General features: G+C 57.3%; 24 protein-coding genes and 1 other RNA gene. 18 read left to right on the top strand and 7 right to left on the bottom strand.

Going from position 1 to position 26,087, the window contains the following annotated elements:
• Positions 1-130 precede the first annotated feature (130 nt).
• The gene (locus tag DHN12_RS16330) at positions 131-988 is read left to right on the top strand and encodes an alpha/beta hydrolase (RefSeq protein WP_108861172.1); all 858 of its coding nucleotides are present in this window, start codon (positions 131-133) and stop codon (positions 986-988) included.
• An 8-nt stretch (positions 989-996) separates the two neighbouring features.
• On the opposite strand, the gene rsgA is transcribed toward DHN12_RS16330, so the two are convergent.
• The 3 genes from rsgA to DHN12_RS16345 form a co-directional block, all read right to left on the bottom strand.
• Positions 997-2,025 (bottom strand): ribosome small subunit-dependent GTPase A, encoded by a 1,029-nt coding sequence (gene rsgA / locus DHN12_RS16335; protein WP_108861214.1) that lies wholly within the window; start codon positions 2,023-2,025, stop codon positions 997-999.
• Positions 2,026-2,183: 158 nt separating this feature from the next.
• Positions 2,184-2,282: signal recognition particle sRNA small type (gene ffs / locus DHN12_RS16340), an RNA gene on the bottom strand.
• A 39-nt stretch (positions 2,283-2,321) separates the two neighbouring features.
• A complete protein-coding gene (locus DHN12_RS16345) occupies positions 2,322-4,151 on the bottom strand; it encodes a bifunctional 2',3'-cyclic-nucleotide 2'-phosphodiesterase/3'-nucleotidase (protein WP_255415470.1) in 1,830 nt (609 codons plus the stop codon).
• A gap of 207 nt (positions 4,152-4,358) precedes the next feature.
• Between DHN12_RS16345 and nudC the strand changes: the two genes are divergently transcribed.
• From nudC to DHN12_RS16360, 3 genes are read left to right on the top strand one after another with little or no spacing between them, the layout of a single operon-like run.
• Positions 4,359-5,339, top strand: coding sequence for an NAD(+) diphosphatase (nudC, locus tag DHN12_RS16350; RefSeq protein WP_108861174.1), 981 nt, complete (start codon positions 4,359-4,361; stop codon positions 5,337-5,339).
• A gap of 40 nt (positions 5,340-5,379) precedes the next feature.
• Positions 5,380-5,847: an SRPBCC family protein gene (locus DHN12_RS16355; RefSeq protein WP_108861175.1), complete on the top strand. Its 468-nt coding sequence runs from the start codon at positions 5,380-5,382 to the stop codon at positions 5,845-5,847.
• Between the two features lie 26 nt (positions 5,848-5,873).
• Entirely contained in the window at positions 5,874-6,341 is a 468-nt protein-coding gene (locus DHN12_RS16360; protein WP_108861176.1) for a GNAT family N-acetyltransferase, read from the top strand.
• A 12-nt stretch (positions 6,342-6,353) separates the two neighbouring features.
• Here the strand turns inward: DHN12_RS16360 and DHN12_RS16365 are convergent, their stop codons facing one another.
• Complete coding sequence (locus tag DHN12_RS16365) at positions 6,354-7,187, bottom strand: prephenate dehydratase (RefSeq protein ID WP_058279807.1); 834 nt, start codon at positions 7,185-7,187, stop codon at positions 6,354-6,356.
• Positions 7,188-7,306: 119 nt separating this feature from the next.
• On the opposite strand from DHN12_RS16365, the gene DHN12_RS16370 reads away from it, so the two are divergent.
• The 5 genes from DHN12_RS16370 to DHN12_RS16390 all read left to right on the top strand — a co-directional run bounded on the left by DHN12_RS16370 (position 7,307) and on the right by DHN12_RS16390 (position 13,668).
• Entirely contained in the window at positions 7,307-7,813 is a 507-nt protein-coding gene (locus tag DHN12_RS16370) for a cytochrome c family protein (RefSeq protein WP_058272647.1), read from the top strand.
• A gap of 174 nt (positions 7,814-7,987) precedes the next feature.
• Positions 7,988-9,892, top strand: a complete 1,905-nt coding sequence (locus tag DHN12_RS16375; RefSeq protein ID WP_108861215.1) for an extracellular solute-binding protein — start codon at positions 7,988-7,990, stop codon at positions 9,890-9,892.
• A 9-nt stretch (positions 9,893-9,901) separates the two neighbouring features.
• Entirely contained in the window at positions 9,902-10,987 is a 1,086-nt protein-coding gene (locus tag DHN12_RS16380; RefSeq protein ID WP_058279808.1) for a microcin C ABC transporter permease YejB, read from the top strand.
• A complete protein-coding gene (locus DHN12_RS16385; protein WP_108861177.1) occupies positions 10,988-12,094 on the top strand; it encodes an ABC transporter permease in 1,107 nt (368 codons plus the stop codon).
• Complete coding sequence (locus DHN12_RS16390) at positions 12,091-13,668, top strand: ABC transporter ATP-binding protein (protein ID WP_108861178.1); 1,578 nt, start codon at positions 12,091-12,093, stop codon at positions 13,666-13,668. The genes DHN12_RS16385 and DHN12_RS16390 overlap by 4 nt, the downstream gene beginning before the upstream one ends.
• A gap of 20 nt (positions 13,669-13,688) precedes the next feature.
• Here the strand turns inward: DHN12_RS16390 and DHN12_RS16395 are convergent, their stop codons facing one another.
• Both DHN12_RS16395 and hemN read right to left on the bottom strand, forming a co-directional pair.
• Positions 13,689-15,617 (bottom strand): elongation factor G, encoded by a 1,929-nt coding sequence (locus tag DHN12_RS16395; protein WP_108861179.1) that lies wholly within the window; start codon positions 15,615-15,617, stop codon positions 13,689-13,691.
• A 177-nt stretch (positions 15,618-15,794) separates the two neighbouring features.
• Positions 15,795-17,150, bottom strand: a complete 1,356-nt coding sequence (gene hemN, locus DHN12_RS16400) for an oxygen-independent coproporphyrinogen III oxidase (protein ID WP_108861180.1) — start codon at positions 17,148-17,150, stop codon at positions 15,795-15,797.
• A gap of 64 nt (positions 17,151-17,214) precedes the next feature.
• On the opposite strand from hemN, the gene fnrL reads away from it, so the two are divergent.
• Both fnrL and DHN12_RS16410 read left to right on the top strand, forming a co-directional pair.
• Positions 17,215-17,955, top strand: a complete 741-nt coding sequence (gene fnrL, locus DHN12_RS16405; RefSeq protein ID WP_108861181.1) for a transcriptional regulator FnrL — start codon at positions 17,215-17,217, stop codon at positions 17,953-17,955.
• Positions 17,956-18,019: 64 nt separating this feature from the next.
• A complete protein-coding gene (locus tag DHN12_RS16410) occupies positions 18,020-18,274 on the top strand; it encodes a GlsB/YeaQ/YmgE family stress response membrane protein (RefSeq protein WP_058272498.1) in 255 nt (84 codons plus the stop codon).
• A 46-nt stretch (positions 18,275-18,320) separates the two neighbouring features.
• Here DHN12_RS16410 and DHN12_RS16415 read toward each other — a convergent pair whose 3' ends face one another.
• Positions 18,321-19,160: a universal stress protein gene (locus tag DHN12_RS16415; RefSeq protein WP_108861182.1), complete on the bottom strand. Its 840-nt coding sequence runs from the start codon at positions 19,158-19,160 to the stop codon at positions 18,321-18,323.
• Between the two features lie 195 nt (positions 19,161-19,355).
• Here DHN12_RS16415 and ccoN point away from each other — a divergent pair, with 195 nt between their 5' ends.
• From ccoN to DHN12_RS16450, 7 genes are all read left to right on the top strand, one after another.
• Positions 19,356-20,963 (top strand): cytochrome-c oxidase, cbb3-type subunit I, encoded by a 1,608-nt coding sequence (gene ccoN / locus DHN12_RS16420; RefSeq protein WP_108861216.1) that lies wholly within the window; start codon positions 19,356-19,358, stop codon positions 20,961-20,963.
• Between the two features lie 13 nt (positions 20,964-20,976).
• Positions 20,977-21,705, top strand: coding sequence for a cytochrome-c oxidase, cbb3-type subunit II (gene ccoO, locus DHN12_RS16425; protein WP_058272496.1), 729 nt, complete (start codon positions 20,977-20,979; stop codon positions 21,703-21,705).
• Between the two features lie 11 nt (positions 21,706-21,716).
• Entirely contained in the window at positions 21,717-21,953 is a 237-nt protein-coding gene (locus DHN12_RS16430) for a cbb3-type cytochrome c oxidase subunit 3 (RefSeq protein ID WP_108861183.1), read from the top strand.
• Positions 21,950-22,813, top strand: coding sequence for a cytochrome-c oxidase, cbb3-type subunit III (gene ccoP, locus DHN12_RS16435; RefSeq protein WP_108861184.1), 864 nt, complete (start codon positions 21,950-21,952; stop codon positions 22,811-22,813). The genes DHN12_RS16430 and ccoP overlap by 4 nt, the downstream gene beginning before the upstream one ends.
• Before the next feature lie 408 nt (positions 22,814-23,221).
• Positions 23,222-24,097 (top strand): LysR family transcriptional regulator, encoded by an 876-nt coding sequence (locus DHN12_RS16440; protein WP_108861185.1) that lies wholly within the window; start codon positions 23,222-23,224, stop codon positions 24,095-24,097.
• A gap of 100 nt (positions 24,098-24,197) precedes the next feature.
• Positions 24,198-25,625 carry a cytochrome c oxidase accessory protein CcoG gene (gene ccoG / locus DHN12_RS16445; RefSeq protein WP_108861186.1) on the top strand — a complete coding sequence of 476 codons (1,428 nt, stop codon included), beginning with the start codon at positions 24,198-24,200 and terminating at the stop codon, positions 25,623-25,625.
• 1 nt (position 25,626) lies between these two features.
• Positions 25,627-26,085 carry a FixH family protein gene (locus DHN12_RS16450; protein WP_108861187.1) on the top strand — a complete coding sequence of 153 codons (459 nt, stop codon included), beginning with the start codon at positions 25,627-25,629 and terminating at the stop codon, positions 26,083-26,085.
• Positions 26,086-26,087: the final 2 nt, after the last annotated feature.

The following is a 26,087-nucleotide window of genomic DNA, read 5'->3' on the forward strand; positions in this document are numbered from 1 at the left end:
GAGTCAAGCGGGCTGTTTTCCATCGTTCAAGTGGACGCTTGGTCACTTTGAAAATCTGTTGACTCTAGTCGCGCAAAAGCGCCGATATGCCATATGTGAACCGAATAGTTCAGATGCTTGCGAGGGCACCATGTTGGACAACACTCCGGTCGTTTTGACCGAAGATTTCACGTTTTCTGCCGGAGAGGCCGAACTGTCGGCACGGCTGTATATGTCTGCCTCGGCACCTGATGTGGCGGTTGTAGTCCATGCAGCCACAGGCGTACCGCGCGACTATTACCAGCATTTTGCGCGGTGGTTGGTGGAAGAACAGGGTATGGCCTGTCTGACCTATGACTATCGCGATTTTGGCCACTCTCTACGCGGGCGCCTGCGCGATTCGCAGGCCACGATGGCTGACTGGGCGTTGATCGACATGCCCGCTGCCCGCGCTGAAATGCGGCGCAGATTTCCCGCCGCCCAGCAGTGGAGCATTGGCCATTCGGTGGGTGGAATGCTGGGGCCAATTCAGCCCGATATTGAGCAGATCGACCGGATGATCTGTGTCTGTTCAGGTTTGGTGACGGTATCCGACCACCCCTGGCCATATCGCGCACTGGCGACAATGTTTTGGTATGGCCACCCGCCATTGCTGGTTAAGGCATTGGGATACCTGCCGGGCAAGGCACTTGGGTTCGGCTCGGACCTTCCGGCACGTGTCTACTGGCAGTGGCGCAAATGGTGCACCGCTGCGCTGAGCTACGTGCCGGATATCGGCAAAAGCCTTCCAGACGCCCGTTGGGCTGCGTCGGAAACACCCGTCGATCTGTTCACAATGGACGATGATCAGGTGGTGCCCCCGAACGCGGTTTGGCGCCTGGCCGATCTTTACGGTCCCAAAGCCCGCCGACATCAGTTGTCGCCGAAAGACTTTGGATTGGTCGAGGTCGGTCACATCGGCGCATTTGCGCGCCGAAATGCGGCCATATGGCCCCGGTTGATCGCCTGAGCCGGTACTTACAGCTTTTTGCGAGATTTCTTGTCCTGCATCACCGATCGTACCATCTTACCAAAGGCCTTGTCGCGCGCACGAGACTGCGCCACGGTTTCCGAGTTCCTTTCATCTTCACGCCGCAGCTTTCGCCAGCGCTCTAACCGCTCAGCGTCCAGTGTTCCGTTGGAAATCGCATCCTGCACGGCGCAGCCCGGCTCGGCCTGATGCTGACAATCGGAAAAGCGGCAGGTCTGAGCCAATTCAAGAATGTCGGAAAAGACCTCGTCGACACCATCTTGTGCATCCAGCAACCGCAAAGCCCGCATGCCGGGTGTATCGACCAACCAGCCTCCATTCTGCATCGGATGCAACGCGCGGCCAGTTGTCGTGTGCCGCCCGCGCGCGTCGTCTTCGCGAATGCCGGAGGTTGCCTCATCCAGGCCCGTCATGGCGTTGACCAATGTTGTCTTGCCGACACCGGATGAGCCGACCAGTGCAGCGGTCTGCCCGGTGGGGCACCAGGACAGAACTTGCTGAACGTCCATGGCATCTAAAGCATTGATTGCCAGCACGGTCAGAAACGGAGCCAGCGACTCGGCTGCTTTGGAGAAATTACCAGGATCGGTACAGGTATCGGCCTTGGTTAGAACGATCACCGGATAGCACCCGGCCTGGTGTGCCAAAGCCAAATACCGTTCCAGCCGGGCCAGATTGAAGTCGGCATTGCAGGAACTGACGATGAACAGCACATCCACATTGGCGGCGATCAACTGGACCTCGGCCGCGGTTCCGGCAGCGCGGCGTTTCAACAGGCTGCGGCGTTCCAGCAGGTGTTGAACCCGGTTTTGATCATCCGCCAATACCCAATCTCCGACGGCAAAGTCGCCCGTCGACTGGTTCAGGGTGAGCAGCGGTGTTTCACCGTTGATGCTTGCGCCGATCAGGCGATCACGGTGAACGGCTGTGATGCGAAAGGGAGCGCATGTAGGATTGGCCGCATGTTGTGCGGCAAAGTGTGAGGACCATCCCAAGTCCGAAAGTGTAAAAGACATTGTTCTGCCTGTGTTCAGGTACAGCAAGCCGTCTGGATGGCGGTCGCGCATCCAGCGGTAACGTGTTCAGGCAGGTGTGAGAGTCGGCCTCAGAAACGCTCTGCCCAAAGGGTTTTTGCTACAATCATAAAAGCCCTCCTGCGGCTAACGGTTCAAGTAAGTGAGAGGTTGGACATCGACCCAAGCGGGGCTCGTTGTGGCTGCTTCCTTCCGGACCTGACCAGGTTGGCGAGGCGCTCGCCCGCGCCAACCTCTCGAAATTCGATATAGGGAAGACACGCAGAAATGACAACCCGTCACAGTGAGAGTTGAATGCGCAAGAACCCTTCGGCATTCGTGCCAGCCAGCGTTGGGCTGAACTCTGTGATGTCCGCGAGGTGACGTTGTGCCTGTTGACCGGTCTTCAACAGGACAGAGGACCCCGGCATGGGCGCAAAACGGAATGGGCAGAGGCCCTGTTCCAGCGATTCCGTGGGCAATGCACCGGTCAGGTAATCCTTCAGCGCGTGTTGGATCGGCAAAGCCGGAACGTTGATGATTTCGGCGTCCCGTATGAACGGAAAATGCCCACCGCCGCTGGCGCGGTAATTGTTCAGTGCAACGACAAAGCGTTGTTCGGCCGTCACCGCGTGGCCTTGGAAACGAAGATCTGAGATGCGCCGGCATGCCGGATTTACCAGATGTCCATCCGCATCGAACCGGGGCGGTACGCTCAGATCGATCACGTAGCTTAGCCCGAACAAAACATCGAAATTGTGTCCGGCTCGATCAGGATTGACCAATTCAGTTTGCGCGCCGGGTTTCACCTGATTGAAAACGCCCGCAGACATTTCAAGCCAATCTCTGACGTGCTCTCCTGACACCACGACCGCTCGAAGTTCGTTTGGAAAGATGTTCAAATCAGCCACGTGGCGCATACGCATTACGCCTGCAGGAATGTCCGAGTAAAAGCGAGGCCCGGCGCGACCACCGAACTTTGAAGGTGCTACGGCGGACAGCAAAGGCGTCACTTCATGGGCTGTACCCTTCAGGTTCTGGCGCACAGCCGAAGCCTGTGCCGCGGCCACCATCGCAAGCCCGCGATCCTTGGCGCAAAAGCTGAAATAGCTGTGCAGGTGCTGATCCGTATGCCCAATTGGTTCCTCGGCCCGTTTTCGTGTTGCGGAATGCACATCCGAAAATAGCGCCACCAATGACGGGTCCTCGGGTGCCGGGTCAGCACCTGAGACCGGGCGCAGTTCAACGCGATGCGCCGCGACCGCCCAGCCCTTTTCTGTCGTGGCAGTCAACGTTAGATCAATCAGGCCAAGATGAGATCCGGCAGATCCCGGCATGACAACAGGTGTGCCATGCACCATTCCGCCAGTGGCATCGACGTGTTCCAGCCCAGCGTGCGATTTCCCCGGCAGGGTAAGATGTGTGTGCCCGGCGATGATGGCGTCTATACCCTCAATCGCGGCAAGAGGGATAATCGCGTTTTCAAGATCGGGCGCGGGGTCAGCGGAGCCCAGCCCCGTATGGGCAAGCGCGATGATCACGTCGCAGCCGTGAGATCGAAGCTCAGACACTTTAGTACGCGCGCAGGTCAGGATGTCGTCTATCCGGACGTCATCACCCAGCCGATGAGATTCCCAATTCCGGGTCTGCGGCGGAACGACCGAGAAGACGCCGACGGTTAGAGAGGCTTGGTGCCCCGCGACCTCAACCCGGCGGGTTAGAACTGCCTGATCCTGCCAGACCTCGTTGGCGCCCGGGCGATAAACATTGCTGCAAACCACTGGACAGGGGGCCTGCGAAAGGATGCTGTCCAGTATATCTTGACCGAACCCGAAATCATGATTTCCCAACCCGATCGCATCATACTCTAACGCGCCAAAGGCCTGCATCAGCGCATGAGGCTTATCGGCCTGCTCGGCGGCCAGCTCCCCAACCGGTGTGCCCTGCAGCGAATCGCCGTTGTCAAAAAGCAGCACGGTTGAGCCATCCGCCTGCGCCTCAGTTCGGGCTTCACGGATCAGGCTGGCGGTTCGGGTCAGGCCGATTGTGGGTTCAGGGGTGTCAGAATAGTAATCAAAACTCCTCAAGTTCATATGAAGATCCGTGGTGGCCAGTATTCGGATCTGCACGGTCTGCGGAGGCAGAGAAGGGGAAGGTTTCAAATTTCTACTTTTGGCAGTTTTGTCTTAGTCATTTTCAACAAAAAGATTAATCGCTGCGAATTGCAAGGCTTAGCTGTGTTCATTCGATAGCGACCTGTGGTTTTGGGTGTGAAATACCGTTGCAACTGATTGGCCGACATGGCAGCCCTGTGCGGACAAGTCTAAGGATAACTTATGAAAAATGCGGAATATGTGACGTTTGGTAGCTCGGGGCTGGATCGTGCGGCGCATATTCGCGGGGATGCTGATGCGGTCGCGGGGGCGCGGGGGCATCCCAATGCAAAATGCCTGCTCTTGTGGCGCGGTAAGGTTTTGGTTCAGGGCGAGGCGCTGGATCAGTTGGGACTGATCGCCATGTCACATAAGCTGGTCGAAACCGGGCCAGGAGGTTCTGTCGAGCAGCCTGTGTTCCTGGGGCTGTCGGACGATGCGCCGGTGTTTGCCTTTGATATTTCGGACTGGACGGCTGATGGGTTGGACGTGTCGGGTGTCGGAGGCTTTATCGACAAGTCAGAGCAACAGCACCCGGACTTGCCCCACGGCCATGTCTTTGCCGAACTGCGCCGGATCATGACCCGTTTGTCGACGCGTGACGCCGAACTCGCGGCCTCGGCTAAGGCGGTGACCGCATGGCACGAAACGCATCGGTTTTGCGCCCGGTGTGGCGCAGCCAGCGAACTTGCGCAGGCGGGGTGGCAGCGCAGTTGCCCGTCCTGCGGTGGGCAGCACTTTCCGCGTACTGATCCGGTCGTCATCATGTTGATTACGCAAGGTGATTCAGTGCTGATGGGACGTTCACCGGGCTGGCCAGAAGGGATGTATTCGCTGTTGGCAGGGTTTGTTGAACCAGGTGAAACGCTTGAGGCAGCGGTCCGGCGGGAAGTGATGGAAGAGGCCGGGGTGCCCGTAGGTGAGGTCCGTTACCTGTCCAGCCAACCCTGGCCGTTTCCGGCCTCGTTGATGTTCGGCTGCGCGGGTGAGGCGTTGTCGCGCGACATCACCATCGACCCGGTCGAAATCGAAGATGCGATGTGGGTTACCAAATCCGAGATGTTGCAGGCCTTTGCCGGCGAACACCCCGTTTTGCTGCCAGCCCGCAAGGGAGCGATTGCGCATTTTCTTTTGCAAAACTGGCTTGCGGATACATTGGACTGACAAAATACTGTTCTGAAAAGCGAGAGAACCCCGAACCACAATGCAGTTTACAGTGCGCGAAGATATCGAAGCTCCCATCAACTCGGTGTTCGAAATGGTGGCCGACTTTGACCGATTCGAACGGATCGCGATGCGGCGCGGGATCGACGTCCGGCGGGTTTCGGGTGAATTGGGCGTTGTTCCGGGCACCAGTTGGGAGACAGAATTCAGGTTACGCGGAAAGCCACGTCAGATTTCTGTGCAGATGGCCGAATGCGACCCACCTTTGCTGATGCGGTTCGAAGCGGCAAGCAAGGGGATGAACGGGGTCACGACGGTGGAGCTTTTGGCCCTGTCGCAGCGCCGCACGCGTCTAAGCGTTGATATGTCCCTGTCAGCCAAATCCCTCCCTGCGCGGCTGCTGTTACAATCACTAAGGCTTGGGCAATCCCGGTTTCGGCGACAGTTTCAGTTGCGCCTGACCGAGTTCGCACGGGAAATGGAACAACGTCACATTCATGGCGGCTGATTATCCAAAGCTTTGGTGAGAACGAGATGGATAGTTTTATTGTTCGTAAGGCGGTTTTGACGGATGCCCAAGGTATCTCAGAGGTACTGCAGGACATCGCAGCGGCCGGAAAGCGTAGCAAGCGCTGCGACGTTGATTTTGCCCGCGAGCATTACGTGGCCGACCCCGACCGGATCAGATGTTCCGTCGCTGTTCAGGGAGAAGAGGTCCTGGGATTTCAATCACTGAAATGGGCGGTTGAAAACAACCCATATGGTGCTCCGGTCGGGTGGGGCGTCATTGGAACGCATATTCGCCCGTCGGCCGCCCGGCGCGGTGTCGGGCGCGCCCTGTTTCATGCAACACTCTTGGCGGCACGGGAAAGTGGCCTACCGGCCATTGATGCGACCATTTCGGCCACAAACGCCGAAGGATTGGCCTATTATTCGGCGATGGGCTTTGTGGATTATCGGGAGCACGAGGGTGCCCAGTGCAAAAGCTTTTGCGTGATTTGAGCCGAGGTCGCTTCAGCCGCGCGGTTGAGCCGCTGGGTAGACGCCCAAAATCTCGACATTCGTGGTGAAGTGTTCCAGTTCTTCCATCGCCAGCTGTACGTTCCTGTCGTCCGGGTGGCCCACGATATCGGCATAAAACTGGGTCGCAGTGAACGACCCATCGACCATGTAGCTTTCCAGCTTGGTCATGTTGATGCCGTTGGTCGCAAACCCACCCATCGCCTTGTAAAGCGCAGCCGGAATGTTGCGTACCTGAAAAACAAAACTGGTGATCATGCCGTGTTCTCCGCGGCGTGACATGTCGGCCTGCTGTGACATCACCAGAAAGCGCGTGGTGTTGTTGTCGCGGTCTTCAATGTGTCGGGCCAGTACGTTCAAGCCGTAGATTTCGCCGGCCAACTCGCTGGCCAATGCTGCTGAATGCACCTCGCCTTGTTCCGAGACCTCGCGGGCCGCACGCGCGTTGTCGGGGCTGACACGTCCCTTGATGTTGTGTTCTTTCAAAAACCCGGCGCATTGCGGTAGCAGAACCAGGTGCGAGTGTGCCTCGGTGACATCCTCGATTTTGGCCCCTGGAACGGCAAGAAGGTTGATGTGAACGCGCACGAACGCTTCTTCGATGATGTGCAACCCGCTGTGGGGAAGCAAACGGTGGATATCGGCGACCCGGCCGTACGTGGTGTTTTCGACCGGCAGCATTGCCAATTCAGCCTCACCTGCGCGCACCGATTCGATCACATCTTCGAAAGTCCGGCAGGGCAGGGCCTCCATATCGGGGCGGGCATTACGGCAGGCCTCGTGGCTGTAGGCGCCGGGTTCTCCCTGAAATGCAATACGTTTGGTCATTTGGTCGATTCCGTGCAACAAGTTCGATAATTGGGCGTTTAGTCGCGGTGTCTATACCTTGCCTCTTGTAAGGGGAAGCCTTAGACACCCCGCAGACAGCTGAAATGGACTCGCGATCAATGTTCGACACGATGACAGTTACCAAGGCCGCAGCAGGCCTGTTTGGCACCTTCCTGGTGCTGCTTTTGGCCAAATGGGGTGCCGAAGTGCTTTACCATGCGGATGGGCATGGTGAGACGGCCTCGTATATTATCGAAACCGAAAGCTCCGGTGAAAGCGCTGACGGCGAAGAAGTGGTGTTCGAAGATATGTTGGCCGCCGCAGACCCGGACAAGGGCGCGCGGGTTTTCCGCAAGTGTACTGCCTGCCACAAGCTGGAAGACGGCGCCAACGGCACTGGCCCCTACCTGTTTGCAATCGTGGATCGCCCGGTTGCTTCAGCCAAAGGTTTCACTGGCTACTCAGCTTCGATGCAAGCCCATGGCGGCAATTGGACACCTGAAGCGCTGGATGCGTTCCTGACCCGCCCCAGTGCCTATATCTCAGGTACATCCATGAGCTTTGCGGGTCTGAAAAAACCGCAGGAACGGGCCGACCTGATTGCCTATCTGCAGACCATCAACTGATCTTTCGCTCAGTTTTGACGCATTCAAAAGCCGCTGCCCCGTGCAGCGGCTTTTTTTTTTGTCTAAGTAAATCTTCACAAAGTGTTCACGCACTCTAAACTTGGAACTGGCAGTGCTGGTCTTTTAGCTGGCGCAAACAATATTAAAGACGTCAACGAGCAGGGGATGAACCACATGAAATCCAATCGAGTTACCGCTTTAGCGCGAACAAGGGATTTCGGACGCTTAGTTCACATTCTGGCTTTGGGGGCATTGCTCTGTGCAGCCGCTGCAACTCAGCTTTTTGCTGAGGAAAAGATCATCAAATCACACGGTTTCTCGGAATTCGGTGATTTGAAGTATCCGGAAGGCTTTGCGCATTTCGACTATGTGAACCCGGACGCGCCACGTGGTGGAGAACTCTCCTATGCGGCGCAAGGCACGTTCGACAGCTTTAATCCCTATACCAGGCAGGGCCGGGCTGGTGCGAGGTCGGCAGATCACTACGAAAGTCTGCTGGTTCCGTCCTATGATGAACCTGCGGCCTATTACGGCCTGCTAGCCGAAAGCCTGGAGTATCCCGAAAGCTATGAGTGGGTGATCTTCAATATCCGCCCCGAGGCGCGGTTTTCCGACGGCACACCGGTGACAGCTGAGGATGTGGTGTTTTCCCATAATCTGCTGCTGGACCAAGGGCTGAAATCTTATGCCGACGCAATTCGCCAACGGATCCCCAAGGCCGAGGCGCTGGATACCCATCGTGTAAAGTTCTACTTCTCGCCAGATTTCCCCCGCCGGGGCCGGATTTCTCAAGTTGGGGCCACGTCGATTTTCTCTAAGAAATGGTTCGAGGAAGACCCTGAAAACCGCCGATTGGACAAGTCGCGGCTGGATCCGGGTATCGGTTCGGGGCCATATGTTCTGGATGATTATGACATCAACCGGCGCATCGTCTACAAGCGCAACCCCGATTATTGGGGCAACTACGTTAACGTCAATGTGGGCCGCAACAACTTTGACACCATCCGCGTTGAGTATTTCGCCGATTCCATTGCTGCGATGGAGGGGTTCAAGGCGGGCACATTTACCCTTCGGCAGGAAAACAACTCAAAAAGCTGGGCAACGGCCTATGATTTCCCGGCAATTGCGAATGGTTCTGTCGTGCGGGCTGAACTGGCAGACGGAAATGTGCCGTCAGCGTCGGGCTTCATCATGAACCTTGACCGGCCAAAGTTTCAGGACCCCCGCGTTCGCGAAGCTATCCAGCTGGCATATAATTTCGAATGGACGAATGAGAGCCTGCAATATGGGTTATTCCAGCAGCGTAGTTCGTTCTGGGAAGGAACGCATCTTGAGGCGACCGGTCTGCCCGAAGGGCGCGAGCTTGAGGTGTTGCAAGAATTGGGCGACACGCTGGACCCTGCCATCCTGACCGAGGAACCCGTCTCGGCGCATGAATCCCGGGCCGCCCGCCAAAATGACCGTGGCAACTTGCGCAAGGCGATGAAACTGCTGGACGAAGCTGGCTGGCTTGTTGGGGATGACGGCATTCGTCGCAACGACAAGGGCGAGGTGCTGTCCATTGCATTTCTGTCCGACCAGCCAACGCTGGACAGGCTTATTCAACCCTTCGTCGCCAATTTGCGGGCAATGGGGATTGATGCGAGCTACAACCGGGTGGATAACGCCCAGTTCACCTTGCGCCGCCGGGACCGTGATTTCGACATGATTGTTGGCGGGTACCCGAGGTCGTTGCAGCCGTCGACAGGGTTGTATCAGCAGTTCGGAACCGAAGCGGCCTCTTACTCGGTCTTCAACCCGTCGGGTGTGCATGGCCCGGATATCGAACCGCTGATCGATAACATTGCCTCTGCCGAAGACAGCGAAGAACTGTTTGCAAATGTCCGCGCATTGGACCGCGTCCTGCGCGCCAAGCGGATCATGGTTCCCACGTGGTATCTGGGCAAGCACTGGGTTGCCTATTGGGACATGTATGAATACCCGGAAAATCTGCCGCCTTACGCATTGGGTGTTGAAGACCTCTGGTGGATCAACGAAGAGAAAGAAGCCGAGTTGAAATCCTCCGGCGCCTTGAGGTAATCCGCCCCCATGGGAGCATATATTCTTAGACGACTGTTGCTGGTCATCCCAACCCTGCTTGGGATCATGATCGTCAACTTCACGCTGGTTCAGTTCGTTCCTGGCGGACCGATTGAACAGATCATCGCCCAGTTGGAAGGTGGCGGTGATGTGTTCGAAGGGATCGCCGGCGGCGGCAGTGACATCGAGCAACAGACCGGCGGCACGAATGACCGCTACATTGGTGCGCGGGGCCTTCCGCCCGAGTTTATCGAAGAGCTGGAAAAGGAATTCGGGTTCGACAAACCTCCGGTTGAGCGGTTCCTCAACATGATGGGCAATTACCTGACGCTGGACTTTGGTGAGAGCTATTTTCGGTCGATCAGCGTAACCGATCTGGTGTTAGAGAAGATGCCGGTGTCGATCTCGCTGGGTCTGTGGTCCACGTTGATCGCGTATCTGGTGTCGATCCCGCTTGGCATTCGCAAGGCGATTAAGGACGGGTCACAGTTTGATACCTGGACCAGTGGCGCGATCATCGTAGCCTATGCTATTCCCGGCTTCTTGTTTGCGATCCTGCTGTTGGTTCTGTTTGCCGGGGGATCATATTGGCAGATATTCCCGCTCCGGGGGCTGACCTCGGACAACTGGGACAGCCTCAGCCTGTTTGGTAAGATCGTTGACTACTTCTGGCACATTGCCCTGCCGATTATCGCGCTGACGATTTCGGCCTTTGCGACGCTGACTCTGCTGACCAAGAACTCGTTCCTGGACGAGATCAAAAAACAATATGTCATGACCGCCCGCGCCAAGGGTCTGAGCGAAAGTCAGGTTCTGTACGGCCATGTTTTCCGCAACGCGATGCTGATCGTAATCGCCGGATTCCCGGCGGTTTTCATCGGCGTCTTCTTCGGGGGGTCGATCATCATCGAGACGATCTTCTCGCTTGACGGTCTCGGCCGTCTGGGGTTCGAGGCAGCCGTTGCGCGGGACTATCCGGTGATCTTCGGCACTCTGTTCATCTTTGGCTTGATGGGGTTGGTTGTCGGCATCATCAGTGACCTGATGTATGTGCTGGTCGACCCGCGCATCGATTTCGAAAAGCGGGAGGGGTAAATGGCGCTTTCCCCACTCAACCAGCGCCGCTGGCGCAATTTTCGTCGTAACGGGCGTGCATTCTGGTCGCTGATGGTCTTTTCCGTCCTTTTCGGCCTTTCTCTGTTCGCCGAGTTCATCGCCAACGACAAACCAATCCTCGTTAAATACCGGGGTGAGTTTTATACGCCGATCTTCAATTTCTACGCGGAAACCGAATTCGGTGGTGATTTCCAGACCGAGGCGATCTATCGCGACCCCGAGGTTCAGTGTTTGATCGACAGCGGTGGCATCGAAGACTGTTTTGACGATCCCGAGGGGATTATCGACGAAATCAAGGCCGGTACATTCCAGGCAGAAGGGTACGAGCGTGGCTGGGCCGTCTGGCCGTTGATCCCGTATTCCTTCAACACCAGTGTTGATCGCCCCGGTGCAGCGCCGCTGCCACCCAACGGACAAAACCTGCTGGGCACGGATGACACCAAGCGCGACGTATTGGCCCGTGTAATTTATGGCTTCCGCCTGTCGATTTTGTTCACGCTTATGGTCACGGGTGTGGCCAGTCTGGTTGGGATATTCGCCGGGGCCATTCAGGGCTTTTTTGGCGGCTGGCTGGACCTGATCTTCCAACGGATCATCGAGATCTGGTCAGCGACGCCTTCGCTTTACGTCATCATCATCATGTTTGCCATTCTGGGTCGAAGTTTCTGGCTGCTTGTGGCGCTGATGATCTTGTTCAGCTGGACCGGGCTTGTGGGCGTTGTGCGCGCCGAGTTCCTGCGGGCGAGAAATCTGGAATATGTGCGCGCTGCGCGGGCACTGGGTGTGGGCAATATGACAATCATGTTCCGCCACATGCTGCCCAACGCGATGGTCGCTACGCTGACCTTCATGCCCTTCATCGTTACGGGTACCATCGGCGGCCTGGCCTCGCTGGATTTTCTGGGCTTCGGCCTGCCATCTTCGGCCCCATCTTTGGGTGAGTTGACCCTGCAGGCCAAGCAGAACCTCCAGGCACCCTGGTTGGCCTTCACCGCCTTTTTCACCTTTGCCATCATGCTGTCGCTACTGGTCTTCATCTTCGAAGGCGTGCGCGATGCATTTGATCCCAGAAAGACCTTTTCATGAGCCTGCTGGATGTGAACAACCTCAAGGTCTCGTTCCGTCAGGACGGGCAGGTGAGCGCAGCAGTCAAGGGCGTGTCCTTTACTGTGGATCGGGGTGAAACGGTTGCGCTGGTGGGCGAATCCGGATCCGGCAAATCAGTCACTGCGCTGTCGACAGTGTCTTTGCTGGGTGACAGTGCGATTGTCGAAGGTTCGGTCACCTATGAAGGGCAGGAGATGATCGGCGCGTCTGACCAGCGCCTGATGGATGTGCGCGGAAACGATATCAGCTTCATCTTTCAGGAGCCGATGACCTCGCTCAACCCGCTGCACACGATCCAGAAACAAATGGCCGAGTCACTGGCCCTGCACCAGGGTCTGACAGGTGATGCTGCACGGGCCCGGATCGTCGAACTGCTGACCAAGGTTGGCATCCGCGATCCCGAGGAGCGCCTGGACAGCTATCCGCATCAATTGTCAGGTGGCCAACGCCAGCGCGTCATGATCGCCCTGGCACTTGCCAACAAGCCCGATATCCTGATCGCGGATGAGCCGACAACGGCCCTGGATGTGACCATACAGGCGCAGATCCTCGAACTGCTGGCCGAGCTTCAGAAATCTGAGAATATGGGGATGCTTTTCATCACCCACGACCTTGGGATCGTGCGCCGTATCGCCGACCGGGTCTGTGTGATGAAGGACGGCGAGATTGTCGAAACTGGCGCGACCCAGGAGATATTCGACAACCCCCAACACCCCTACACCCGCAAGCTGCTGGCGGCGGAACCATCCGGTCATCCCGATCCTGTGGCACCCGACGCCGAAGAAGTGGCGCGCACCGATCATCTTAAGGTCTGGTTCCCGATCCAGCGCGGGTTCCTGAAACGCACAGTTGGCCATGTGAAGGCGGTGAACGATGCAACGCTCAGCGTACGCGCCGGTGAAACCTTAGGGATTGTGGGCGAAAGCGGCTCGGGTAAGACAACGCTGGCGCTGGCGATCATGCGGTTGATTGCGTCCGAAGGTGCGATAACCTTCCGCGATCAGGATGTACGCCGCTGGTCGACGCGAGAGTTGCGGCGCTTGCGCAAGGACATGCAGATTGTGTTTCAGGACCCATTCGGAAGCCTCAGTCCCCGGATGACCTGCCAGCAGATCATTGCCGAGGGGCTGGCGATCCACAAGGTCGACCCGCACCGCTCGCCACGGGAGCTGGTGACCGAAGTGATGACCGAAGTGGGCTTGGACCCGGCTGCGATGGACCGCTATCCGCACGAATTCTCGGGCGGGCAGCGTCAGCGTATTGCCATTGCACGAGCCATGGTCCTCAGGCCAAAGTTGCTGGTTCTGGATGAACCGACCAGCGCCCTGGACATGACTGTGCAGGTTCAGATCGTCGACCTGTTGCGCGATTTGCAGCGCAAATACGGGCTGGCCTACCTGTTTATCAGCCACGATCTAAAAGTTGTGCGTGCGATGTCCCACAATGTGATTGTCATGCGAAACGGTGACGTCATCGAAATGGGCGCGGCCGAAGACCTTTTTGAAAACGCCCAGACAGACTATACCCGCGAACTGATAGCGGCGGCGGGCTGAAACCAGCCCGCCCGGGGCTTTCAGGCATTCGCTGTTTCGCGTGCCGCGGATTTTGGAACCGGGCCGCGAAGCTCTTCGTAATGGTCGAATTGCAGTTTCACCCACCCAGTGCCGCGTGTCGCGCTGGCGAGGGTACGGTGTAACTCGTCTTCGGCCACAGCAGGCAGTTGGGCATTGAAAATCTCCCATCCAGACGCGTTGGGATTGCCTTCAAAGCCCAGAACCTGACCCTGCAGCGAACTGATCGTAGGCACCAGGTCGCCCACGAAATCCGAGGGCAAGTGGATTTCGGCGTTCAGGATGGGTTGCAGGACCACCGGTTTCGCCTGCGGCAAAGCCTCTCGAACCGCGTTCTTGCCCGCAGTGCGGAACGCATAGTCGGAACTGTCGACGTTGTGATGCTTGCCATCGCTGAGCGTGACTTTGACATCCACAACCGGGAACCCTTCAGGCCCCTGCACCAGCGCATCCTTGGCCCCGTGTTCGACCGAAGGGATATAGTTTCTGGGCACGGCGCCCCCTTTGACGATCTCTTCGAATTCGAACCCGGCCCCACGTGGGGTCGGTGCGATCGAGATCACCACATCGGCAAATTGTCCTGCGCCGCCGGATTGTTTGCGGTGGCGATGACGATGTTCGATCGGTGCGCGGATGGTCTCGCGATAGGCCGTCTCAACCGTCTGGGTCTCAATCTCGATACCGAAGTCTTCAGCCAGCTTGGCGCTGACCCGGCGCATATGCTGAGGCCCTTGCGATCCCAGAACGGCATGACCGCTCAGTTCATCGTGCTGCAGGTGCAGTCCGGGGTCAATCTCGACCAGTCGGGATAGCGCGTTGGACAGGCGTACATCGTCACGCTCATGTGCCGGCGACACAATTTGCCGGTGGGCGGCCGGATGGGCCTCGGCCCACTCCGGTAGCGGTGTGGCTCCGGTACTGTCATACAGGTTGCCGGGGTTGAGGTGGTCGGATTTCACAGCCAGCCCGATCTGACCAGCTTCCAATTCCGAGATTTGTGTTTTTGCGTCCAGTGTCGTCAGGTTGCCAACCGTTTCGCCGCCTAAAGCTTCATGCGCTTTGACGCCCTTGCCCAGACCGCGCAGCACGATGATTTTTCCGATGTGCTTTTTGACATCCGCGAACCCGGCAATTGCGCGCGCGTCTTCGGCTGCTTCGTCCCGCCCGGCGGCGATATTGAATTCAGGGGCTTCGTGACGAAGCGCTTTCATCAAACGGGTCAGCCCGTTGCCGTGGCTGGCAGACCCCAGGCAAGCCGGGATCAACTGGTGGTTTTGCAGAACCTGCGCGGCCAGATCATAGATTTCTGCGCTGGGCGGCTGTTTGTCCTCGATCAGTTGTTCCAGCAGATGATCATCGAAATCGGAAAGCGTCTCCAGCAATTCGGTTCGGGCTTCCTGTTCCCGGTCTTCGACGGACTGCGGAAGTTCGATCAGGGCCGAGGGTTGCCCTTCCTGATACTTCCATGCCCGCTCCGAGATCAGGTCGACCGCGCCGATGATCGCCTCGCCATCGCGGATTGGCACCTGCCGCAGGGCAATATGTTGCGTACAGTAGGTCTGCAGGGCGGCGATAATATCGCGGATGCGTCCATTTGGGGTGTCCATGCGGTTGATAAACAGAAAGCAGGGGATACCTGCCTCTTCGACCAGCCGCAGATACGGGGCGCACAGCACGGCGGCGTCCGGGTCGGGCGGTACGACAACGACAGCAGCATCCGAGATCGCCATGGCAGGACCGACATATGCCATTGTGTCGCTGCCGCCATTCACGTCAATGGCACACCAGGGTTCGTCCAAGTAAGAAAAACCGTGCAAATGCACGGTTCCGGAAACGTCGAATGTGGTTGGCCGGCCATCAAGGCGACTGATGGCCTCGACCAGTGTTGTTTTGCCCGAGTGGCTGGGGCCGAGGACAGAAAAAACGCGCATGAATGCAGTCCCTCTTTCAAGTTGCAGAACGGCTGCACGAAAAAGGCGGTCGAGCGCGAACGCGTCGGCACATACTGTCTGGTACTCTGCCTGCCTCAGGCACGGGGCGGATTTCCACCCGCCCTACAAGTGTGGGGAAAACCCACCCTCCGCGTCAAGTCCTGTCCTGCGTCGGTATCAGATCGCCGAGCTATGTCCCGCCTTGCTCAGATCATAGGCGTCAAAGGTGCGGGCGATCATCCGGGTCAGCGCGCGCGCCTCAGGCGGGATGAACAGGCCGTCTTCAGAGACGCTTAGCAACCCGTCGAAAGTTGCGTTTGCGGTCTGGTACATCCCCTGCAATTCCGCGGCGGTGATGTTGTGGTCGCGCAGAATTTCGGCAGTATCTATACGGAAATCGCACATCAACGCTTCGATCAATCGGGCGCGCAAGATGTCTTGACCTTTGAATAAGTGCCCACGGGATATTGAGAACCGACCTTCGCGGATCGCTTTGGTATGCGCCGACGTTGCCGGTGCGTTCTGGGCATATCCTTGCGGGAATCGCGAGATCGAGCTTGCACCAATTCCAATCAGAACGTCGGACTGATCGTCGGTGTAGCCCTGAAAGTTGCGTTTTAGCCTTCCCGTGTTCAGTGCGTGCGTCAGCCCGTCATCCTGCGTGGCAAAGTGATCAATGCCGATTTCGGCATACTTGTCCCACAGGAACAGGCGCCGGGCCGTATCGAACAGATCCAGGCGGTCTTCGGGTGTGGGCAGGGCATCCGTCGGGATCAGCTGTTGCCGCTTGGCCATCCACGGCACATGCGCATACCCGTACAATGCCACCCGGTCCGGGCTGAGCGACAGCAATTTCTGCACGCTTTCAGTCATCCGCGCCTTGGTCTGGTGCGGCAGACCATACAGAATATCGGCATTCAGGCTGGCAATGCCGCGCGCGCGGATCATTTCTATGGCCTTGCGAGTGGTGTCGTAACTTTGGATGCGTCCGATGGTTTTCTGAATTTCGTCGTCGAAATCCTGCACGCCGATAGACGCACGGTTCATGCCGGCCTCGGCCAATGCATCGAGCCGACCCTCGTCAATCTCGTTCGGGTCGATTTCCACCGAGAACTCTGCATCCGAACCCAGTGGGACAATCTCAAGAATCCGGGCGGCCAGATCGCGCATCAGATCGGGGTTCAGCAGGGTGGGAGTACCACCGCCCCAATGCAGGCGCGAAAGGATTGCCCCCGCAGGAAGGTGGGCGGCCAGCAGGTCCAACTCGGCCTTGAGGACATCCACATAGGCGATCACCGGGTTGTCGGTCTGGGTGCCTTGCGTCCGGCAAGCGCAGAACCAACACAGCCTGCGGCAGAACGGGACGTGGACGTACAGTGACACGGAACTGCCGGGCTTAATCCCGGAAATCCAGTCGCCAAAAAGACTTTGCCCGACATCGTTGCTGAAATGTGGGGCGGTGGGATAGCTTGTGTAACGCGGGACTTTCGCGTCAAATAGTCCAAGCTGTGCCAATTGCGGTTTCACTATCATACCGATACCGTTAAGCCACGGCCGTCTATGAAGCCTTGACCGAGATCAAGTGGAACCGCGAACGATGTTAAAAGCGCAATTTGACCATACCAACTGTTCGGACTGCCCCATTCGGCACCGAGCCGTCTGTGCACATTGTGATGTCGATGAATTGGAAGAGCTTGAAGGCATCAAGTATTACCGGACCTTTGAGGCGGGCCAAACGGTTATCTGGTCGGGGGATCAGATGAATTTTGTGGGCTCTGTCGTGTCGGGCATCGCCTCGTTGACCCAGACGATGGAAGATGGTCGGACGCAAATGGTCGGCCTGCTATTGCCCAGCGATTTTGTCGGACGACCCGGTCGGGAAACAGCGCCCTACGACGTGTTGGCCACAACCGATTTGGTCATGTGCTGTTTTCGCAAGAAACCGTTCGAAACCCTGATGGGCAACACGCCGCACATCGCCCATCGACTGCTGCAGATGACGCTGGATGAGCTGGACGCGGCGCGTGAATGGATGTTGGTTCTCGGGCGCAAAACCGCGCGCGAGAAGATTGCAAGCCTGCTGTCAATCATTGCCCGGCGGGATGCTTCAATTGCGCCCAAGCAAAAACCTGGCCCGATTGTCTTTGACCTGCCGCTGACGCGTGAGGCTATGGCAGATTATCTGGGATTAACCCTTGAAACCGTAAGTCGCCAGATTTCGGCCCTGAAGAAAGAAGGGGTTATCGAGTTGGAAGGCAAACGCCACGTGACAATCCCCGACATGCGGCGCCTGATGGACGAGGCCGGCGACGACTCGGATGGCGGTTTTCTGGTTTAAGCCTGTTCTGCTGCGTGCAGTCGTGATTTACTGAACCTGTGAATGAACCACGCAGGAGCAAGGCATGGAATTCAGTAGCATTTTGGCAATGCTTGTCATCGGTGCGATCGCCGGATGGCTGTCGGGCAAAATCATGGAAGGTCGAGGATTCGGCCTGATCGGAAATATCATAGTCGGAATCGTGGGCGCCTTTCTTGCAGGCTTGATTTTCCCGGCGCTGGGTTTTTCGGTCGGTGGGGGTGTGTTTTCGGCGATACTCTTCGCAACCATCGGCGCGGTCATACTGTTGTTTGTGATTGGTCTCATAAAACGCGTATAGGCCACCCGTTCGAACGGATGGCCCCCCGAATCGGAAAAACTTACAGTCAGTGTGCCAGAAACACTGGTACCGAGGCTTGTTCCAACATGTTGCGGGTTGCCCCGCCCAGGATGGCTTCGCGGAATCTTGAATGGCCGTAAGCGCCCATGACGATCATGTCCGCTTCGCTGTCGGCGGCGTGCCTGTTCAGGATGTCTGACACACGGGGCATGGTTTTGCTGAGCACGTCGATCTCACACTTGGTCCCGTGCCGGGCCAGCATCTGAGACAATAGCCCGCCGGGATCAGAGCGGTCAGGACCGTGGCGCGGCGGGTCTATAACGACAATCCGAACCAGATCGGCTTGCGTCAGAAAGGGCAGGGCGCATCGGATGGCGCGCATGGCTTCGACACTTTCATTCCATCCGATCATGATAGTGCCGGGTCGCTCGAATGGCGGTGTGTTATCCGGCGTAACCAGAATGGGTGCGTGACCTTCGAACATGGCGGCTTCGACAATAGGCTCAGCCTCGGCGCTGCGGTCTTTGCCATAGGGTTGCGGCAGAACGACCAGATCCGAGAACCTGGCACGATGCGCCACGTGTCGACCAATATCGGCGATCTGAGCGACCCCGCTTTCGGCAGACCAGCGAATACCGGATTTGCCCAGATATTCCTGTGTGTGCGTCAGCAGCTCCTCTGCGTCTGCATTGGCACGGCTCAGCGTTTCTTGCAGGACCAGCGCATTGGCGCCTGCATAGTAATAGCCCGCTTGGCTGCGATCGACGCCAAGGCATAGCGCTTCGGCATGCGCATCCTGTGCATTTGCCAGTGCAGCCATTTGCGCCAACGCCGATTGTGATTGTTCCGAGTCGGTTACGACTGTGAGAAGAGATTTGTACGCCATTTTGACCTCTTGTCTTCGGGGCTGAGACACCTGCGGCTACGCAGCTCAGTCTAAGGCTTAGGATTGTCACAGATTTCAGGTTAATGTTTTGATACAGATCAAAGCAAGATTGGCCGCTGTCGGACAAAACAACGGCCAGTCAAAAGGGTTCCGCGACAAATAAGAATCGCGCGGGGCATGGCAAAGGGACGCAATATGTCAAATTACATCAAGCTGATCGTGCTTGGTCTGATCGCGATATTCGCGGCGATCGGAACCAATTACGCACGCGATTTGGCGTATCAGGTGCATGCAATTCTGGTGATGCTGATCGCCGGTGGGTTGTTCATCTGGACGCTGAGAAATACGGATGAGCCAGATATCCTCGTCGACCGTTCAGCCGAGTACATGGATGACGTGATCCGCTATGGCGTGATCGCAACTGCCTTCTGGGGGGTGGTCGGGTTCCTTGCGGGGACTTTTATCGCCTTTCAGCTCGCTTTTCCTGTGCTGAACTTCGAATGGGCGCAAGGTTATCTGAACTTTGGCCGTTTGCGCCCGCTGCACACCTCCGCGGTGATTTTTGCCTTTGGCGGCAACGCGCTAATCGCGACATCGTTCTATGTCGTACAGCGCACAAGCGCCGCGCGCCTTTGGGGCGGAAATCTGGCATGGTTTGTGTTCTGGGGCTATCAGCTGTTCATCGTGCTCGCCGCAACCGGCTACGTTCTGGGCGGGACCCAGTCCAAGGAATACGCTGAACCCGAATGGTATGTTGACCTTTGGCTGACCATCGTTTGGGTGGCCTATCTGGCCGTCTATCTGGGGACGATCGTCAAACGGAAAGAACCCCACATCTACGTGGCAAACTGGTTCTATCTGGCCTTTATCGTCACAGTCGCCATGCTGCATCTGGTTAATAACATGACCGTCCCCGTCAGCATCTGGGGTTCTAAATCGGTCATCGTCTGGTCGGGTGTACAAGACGCCATGATCCAGTGGTGGTATGGCCACAACGCCGTGGGCTTTTTCCTGACTGCGGGCTTCCTGGGCATGATGTATTACTTCATCCCAAAACAGGCCGAGCGTCCGGTGTTCAGTTACAAGCTGTCGATCATCCACTTTTGGGCGCTGATCTTCCTGTATATCTGGGCCGGTCCGCACCACCTGCACTATACCGCGCTGCCGGATTGGGCGTCGACGCTGGGCATGGTGTTCTCGATCATCCTGTGGATGCCGTCCTGGGGTGGCATGATCAACGGCCTGATGACCCTGTCGGGCGCATGGGACAAGCTGCGTACTGACCCGGTGATCCGGATGATGGTGATCTCGGTCGGCTTCTACGGCATGTCCACCTTTGAAGGCCCGATGATGTCGATCCGCGCGGTCAACAGCCTCAGCCACTACACCGACTGGACCATTGGTCACGTACACTCGGGCGCGCTGGGTTGGAACGGCATGATCACCTTTGGTGCGCTGTACTTCCTGGTGCCTGTGCTGTGGAAGCGTGAGCGTCTGTATTCGCTGCAGATGGTCAGCTGGCACTTCTGGCTCGCCACCATCGGTATCGTTCTGTACGCCGCGTCGATGTGGGTCACCGGTATCATGGAAGGCCTGATGTGGCGTGAAGTGGATGCAAACGGCTTCCTGGTGAACTCGTTCGCTGACACCGTGGCTGCTAAGTTCCCGATGTATGTGGTGCGTGCTTTGGGTGGCGTGATGTTCGTCGCTGGCGCGTTGATCATGTGCTACAACCTGTGGATGACTGTGCGGAAAGCGCCGGCCAAAGAGGCCAGCCTGACCGTCGCGGTCCCGGCTGAATAGGAGGGCCGGAGCAATGGCAATTCTCGACAAACATAAGATCCTCGAGACCAACGCGACCCTCCTGCTGATCTTCAGCTTTTTGGTCGTGACCATCGGTGGCATCGTGCAGATCACCCCGCTGTTCTATCTTGAGAACACCATTGAGAAGGTGGAGGGCATGCGCCCTTACACCCCTCTCGAAATGGCGGGCCGTGATATTTACATCCGCGAAGGCTGCTATACCTGCCACAGCCAGATGATCCGCCCGATGCGGGACGAGGTCGAACGCTATGGCCACTACTCGCTGGCGGCTGAATCGATGTATGACCACCCGTTCCAATGGGGGTCCAAGCGTACCGGTCCTGATCTGGCCCGTGTCGGTGGCCGCTATTCCGACCAGTGGCACGTGGATCACCTGCGTGACCCGCAGTCGGTGGTCCCTGAATCGGTGATGCCGAAATACGGCTTCCTCGAGCATCGCAAGATCGACGGCAAGTATATCGGTGATGTTATGGCGGCGAATGCCGTCGTGGGCACGCCCTATACCGAAGAGATGCTGGCAAACGCACAGGCCGACTTCCGAGCGCAGGCCGACCCGGACAGCGACTATGATGGTCTGCTGGAACGGTACGGTGACAAGGTCAGCATTCGAAACTTCGACGGTCAGCCGGAACTGACCGAAGCCGATGCGTTGGTTGCTTATCTGCAGATGCTGGGAACACTGGTCGATTTCTCGACCTTCACCCCAGACCCGAGCCGCTAAAGGAGGGTGTGATGGAAGAATACACAATCCTGAGGCAATTCGCGGATAGCTGGATGCTGTTGGTACTGTTTGTCTTCTTTGTTGGCATCGTGATCTGGGTTTTCCGTCCCGGAGCCAGCAAAGAATACAAGGACACCGCCAACATCCCGTTCCGGCACGAAGATGCCCCTGCGCCCCTTAGAGGCGACGAAACAGCTGCGCCCCGTTGGGGCGACAAACCCGCCACATCCAAGGAGGCGCGGCAATGAGCAAGATACCTGAAAAACAGCCGGGCGATCCAAACACAACCGGACACTCCTGGGATGGCATCGAAGAGTTCGACAATCCCATGCCGCGCTGGTGGCTTTGGACCTTTTATGTCACCATTATCTGGGGCGTGATATACACAATCATGTATCCGGCCTGGCCGCTGGTTCAGTCCGCAACCGCCGGTGTTCTTGGCTGGTCATCGCGAGAATTGGTGCAGGAAGAGATCGTTTCTTTCGAAGAAGCGAACGCGCCGTGGAACGCCAAACTGGTTGAAACCTCGCTTGAGGATGTCTCGAAAGATCCCGAGCTGCAGCAATACGCGGTCAACGCGGGCGGTGCGGTGTTCCGGACATGGTGCGCGCAGTGCCACGGTTCGGGCGCGCAGGGTGCGCCGGGTTTCCCGAACCTGCTGGACGACGCATGGCTCTGGGGCGGTTCGCTGGAAGATATCGAGACCACCATTGCCTATGGTATTCGGAATGAAGAAAGCGACGACGCGCGCTATTCCGAGATGCCAGCCTTTGGTGAAATACTCGAAAAAGAAGAGGTCACCCAGGTCGTACAATACGTCATGTCTCTGACCAATGCGCAAAGCGACGACGCGGCGGCGCAGGCGGGCAAGGTTGTATTTGAGGACAACTGCTCGGCTTGCCATGGCGAAGACGGCAAGGGTGACGTCACACAAGGTGCTCCGAACCTGACCGACGCGATCTGGTTATACGGCGGCAGCCAGGAAGCCCTGACAGAAACGGTGACCAACAGCCGCTTTGGTGTGATGCCCCCGTGGGAAAACCGCCTAACCGAAGCGCAAATCCGCGCCGTCACCGCATATGTCCACCAGTTGGGTGGCGGGCAGTAACCGCAAAAGAATACCTTCGGACGGTTCGCCGTCCGAAGGTTGAGGCACCGGCTGTTCCATCTGTTCGCGCGTTTCCTGAACAGCCGGTGCTGCCTCTCTACCTTACAAATCACCAGCGAGGCGGTCCAGACGCGGGCTTCGGTTTGCTAGTCGCATTGCGAAAAACTGGCGCGTTTGTGTTGCCTCCACCAATGACTTTCCGGCAACCAACGTTGCTTTTGTCTGTCAGATCCATCCGATGATTTTGGTTCATCCAACTCATGTGTCTGGGTAGCGATCATGAATGACTTTGCAAGAATTGAGAGCATCTGACATCTCCTGAGTTTTGTTTCTTCTGTCATCAGGATTGATTTTCAGACTGCAAAATGCGACTCAATTAGCATTTCTATATGTAACCAGGGCTTACATATGAACTGGATGGAGATGCCGCCGCTCGCATCGCTCAGAGCTTTTTCCGCTTTTGCGGCGACACGGAATGTTGTGGACGCGGGCAACTCATTGAATGTCAGCCACGCTGCCATCAGCCAGCAATTGCGCGCGCTTGAGAAGCACCTCGAAATTGCGCTGTTGGACCGCACCGGCAAATCCATGACCTTGACGCCTGAAGGTGAAAGGTTGGCGCGCGCACTGCATCTTGGGTTCGGTGCGATTGGCGATGCCTTGGTCGAACTGACCCAATCCAAACAGGATCGTCCGGTTCACGTATCATTGACATCGTCATTTGCCGCGTCATGGCTGATGCCCCGCCTGCCTGCATTTCAGGCCGAACACCTGGATATCCAATTGGCGCTTGATCCGTCACCTGCACTGGTCAGCCTGGATCCCGGCGGTGTCGATGTAGCCATCCGTTATGGTGCGGGCACATGGCCCGGTGTCCGTACAGAAATGTTGCTGCAAAGCCCTATGGTGATCGTCGCGGCCCGCAATCTGGTGGGGGAAAAAACGTCGTGGACTCCAGACGAGCTCAGCGAACTGCCCTGGCTTGAAGAGTTCGGCACCACCGAGGCAACCAACTGGCTGGCCCGACGTGGTGTCGGGCACGGGCCAAGCGCAGGGCGAATCTCATTGCCCGGCAATCTGCTTTTGGAAGGGTTGCGCGCGGGGCAGGGCGTAACCGTCACGGCGCGGCATTTTGTCGAAGCAGAAATCACGTCGGGCCAAATCATCGAACTGTTTCGCGAGCCCGAAAACAGCGGATATCACCTTGTTACTGGCGATTTCCCTCTGCGGCCGGCGGCAAAAACTTTTATTGCATGGCTCAGGCGGCAAGCTGGTAAGATGTGACAAAAGGTGTCTGCACGATGCGCTTTTGACCCATGTCAAAGTGGCTACCTTTGTGTTCTGGAAAAAGACACCGTGATATAGCCACATCTGGAGCCAGCCCGTGAGCGATTCCGACCCCGCACCCAGCCTTTACGCCGCACGAGAACCCATTTTCCCGCGGCGCGTGTCCGGGCCGTTTCGAAATCTGAAATGGATCATTCTCGCGGTCACATTGGGGATTTATTACATTACCCCGTGGATCAGATGGGACCGGGGGCCCAGCCTGCCGGATCAGGCGGTGTTGCTGGATTTGGCCAACCGCAGGTTCTATTTCTTCTGGATCGAGATCTGGCCGCATGAATTCTATTTTGTTGCCGGTCTGTTGATCATGGCTGGGTTGGGGTTGTTCCTTTTTACTTCGGCACTGGGGCGCGTGTGGTGCGGATATGCCTGCCCACAGACGGTTTGGACTGACCTGTTCATCCTTGTCGAACGCTGGATTGAAGGGGATCGGAACGCCCGGTTGCGTCTGCATCGTCAGGAAAAGCTAGACTTTCGTAAAGCGCGGTTGCGACTGACGAAATGGACTACCTGGCTTTTGATCGGTCTGGCGACCGGTGGCGCCTGGGTGTTCTATTTTGCCGATGCGCCGACACTTCTGCGGGACCTTGTGACCGGAAATGCCCATCCGGTTGCCTATACGACAATACTGATTTTGACGGGAACGACCTTCCTGTTCGGTGGCTTCGCGCGCGAACAGATTTGTATCTATGCCTGCCCATGGCCCCGGATTCAGGCGGCGATGATGGACGAGGATACACTCGTCGTCGGGTACCGTGAATGGCGTGGTGAGCCGCGCGGCAAGGGCAAACGTACTGCGGATTCCGAGCTGGGCGACTGCATCGACTGTATGGCCTGCGTCAATGTCTGCCCGGTTGGAATCGACATTCGCGACGGGCAGCAATTGGAGTGCATCACCTGTGCGCTGTGCATCGACGCCTGTGACGACATGATGGCCAAGATTGGAAAACCACGCGGCCTGATCGACTATATGGCGCTGAGCGATGAAACTAGCGAGCGGGCAGGCAAGCCGCCAAAGAATGTCTGGAAACATATCCTGCGGCCCCGGACCATCCTGTACACGGCCCTTTGGTCACTTGTCGGCTTTGGGTTGCTGTTTGCCCTGTTCATTCGGTCCGACATCGAAGTTACCGTGGCCCCGGTTCGCAACCCGACCTTTGTCACCCTGTCCGACGGCACGATCCGCAACACCTATGATGTGCGCGTGCGGAACAAACATGGCGAGGAACGGCTGTTCAAGCTGTCTCTGTCCGGTGATCCGGCGATGCGGATCGTGATCGAAGGCACGCCACTTGATACGGTGAATGTCACGGCGGATACTGCGCAATTGCAGCGGGTCTATATTATCGCCTCGAAAGACACGGATCCGGCAGCGGCGGACGCGACACCGGTTCGGATCTGGATCGAGGATATCGAAAGCGGTGAGCGCGCCTACAAGGACACGACGTTCAATGGACGAGGAAACTGAGATGGCCGAGCGTCAATTTACCGGAAAGCACTTTCTGGCGATCTTTGTCGCTGCTTTCGGGGTGATCATTTCCGTGAATCTCGTGCTGGCCTACAAAGCTGTCAAAACCTTTCCCGGGCTTGAGGTCAAAAACTCTTACGTCGCCAGTCAGGAGTTCAACGAGCGCCTGAAGGTGCAACAGGCCTTGGGTTGGGAAATCCGGGCTGAGACCAATGGCGGTCTTTTGATCCTGCACATCACCGACCAAACCGGTGCGCCGGTCAAGGTGGCCGAGCTGCAGGCAGTTGTTGGCCGGGCGACACATGTGAAAGAGGATTTCACCCCGGATTTCACTTTTGACGGGACCGCCTATTCCACGCCCGCAGCGCTGGGCAAGGGGAACTGGAACATCCGTCTGGTGGCCAAAGACAACAGCGGTGCCGAATTTGCGCAGCGGGTCCCGTTGTATGTGAAAGGGTAGGG

The sequence above is a fragment of the Ruegeria sp. Alg231-54 genome, from assembly GCF_900143525.1.
Lineage (GTDB): Bacteria > Pseudomonadota > Alphaproteobacteria > Rhodobacterales > Rhodobacteraceae > Ruegeria.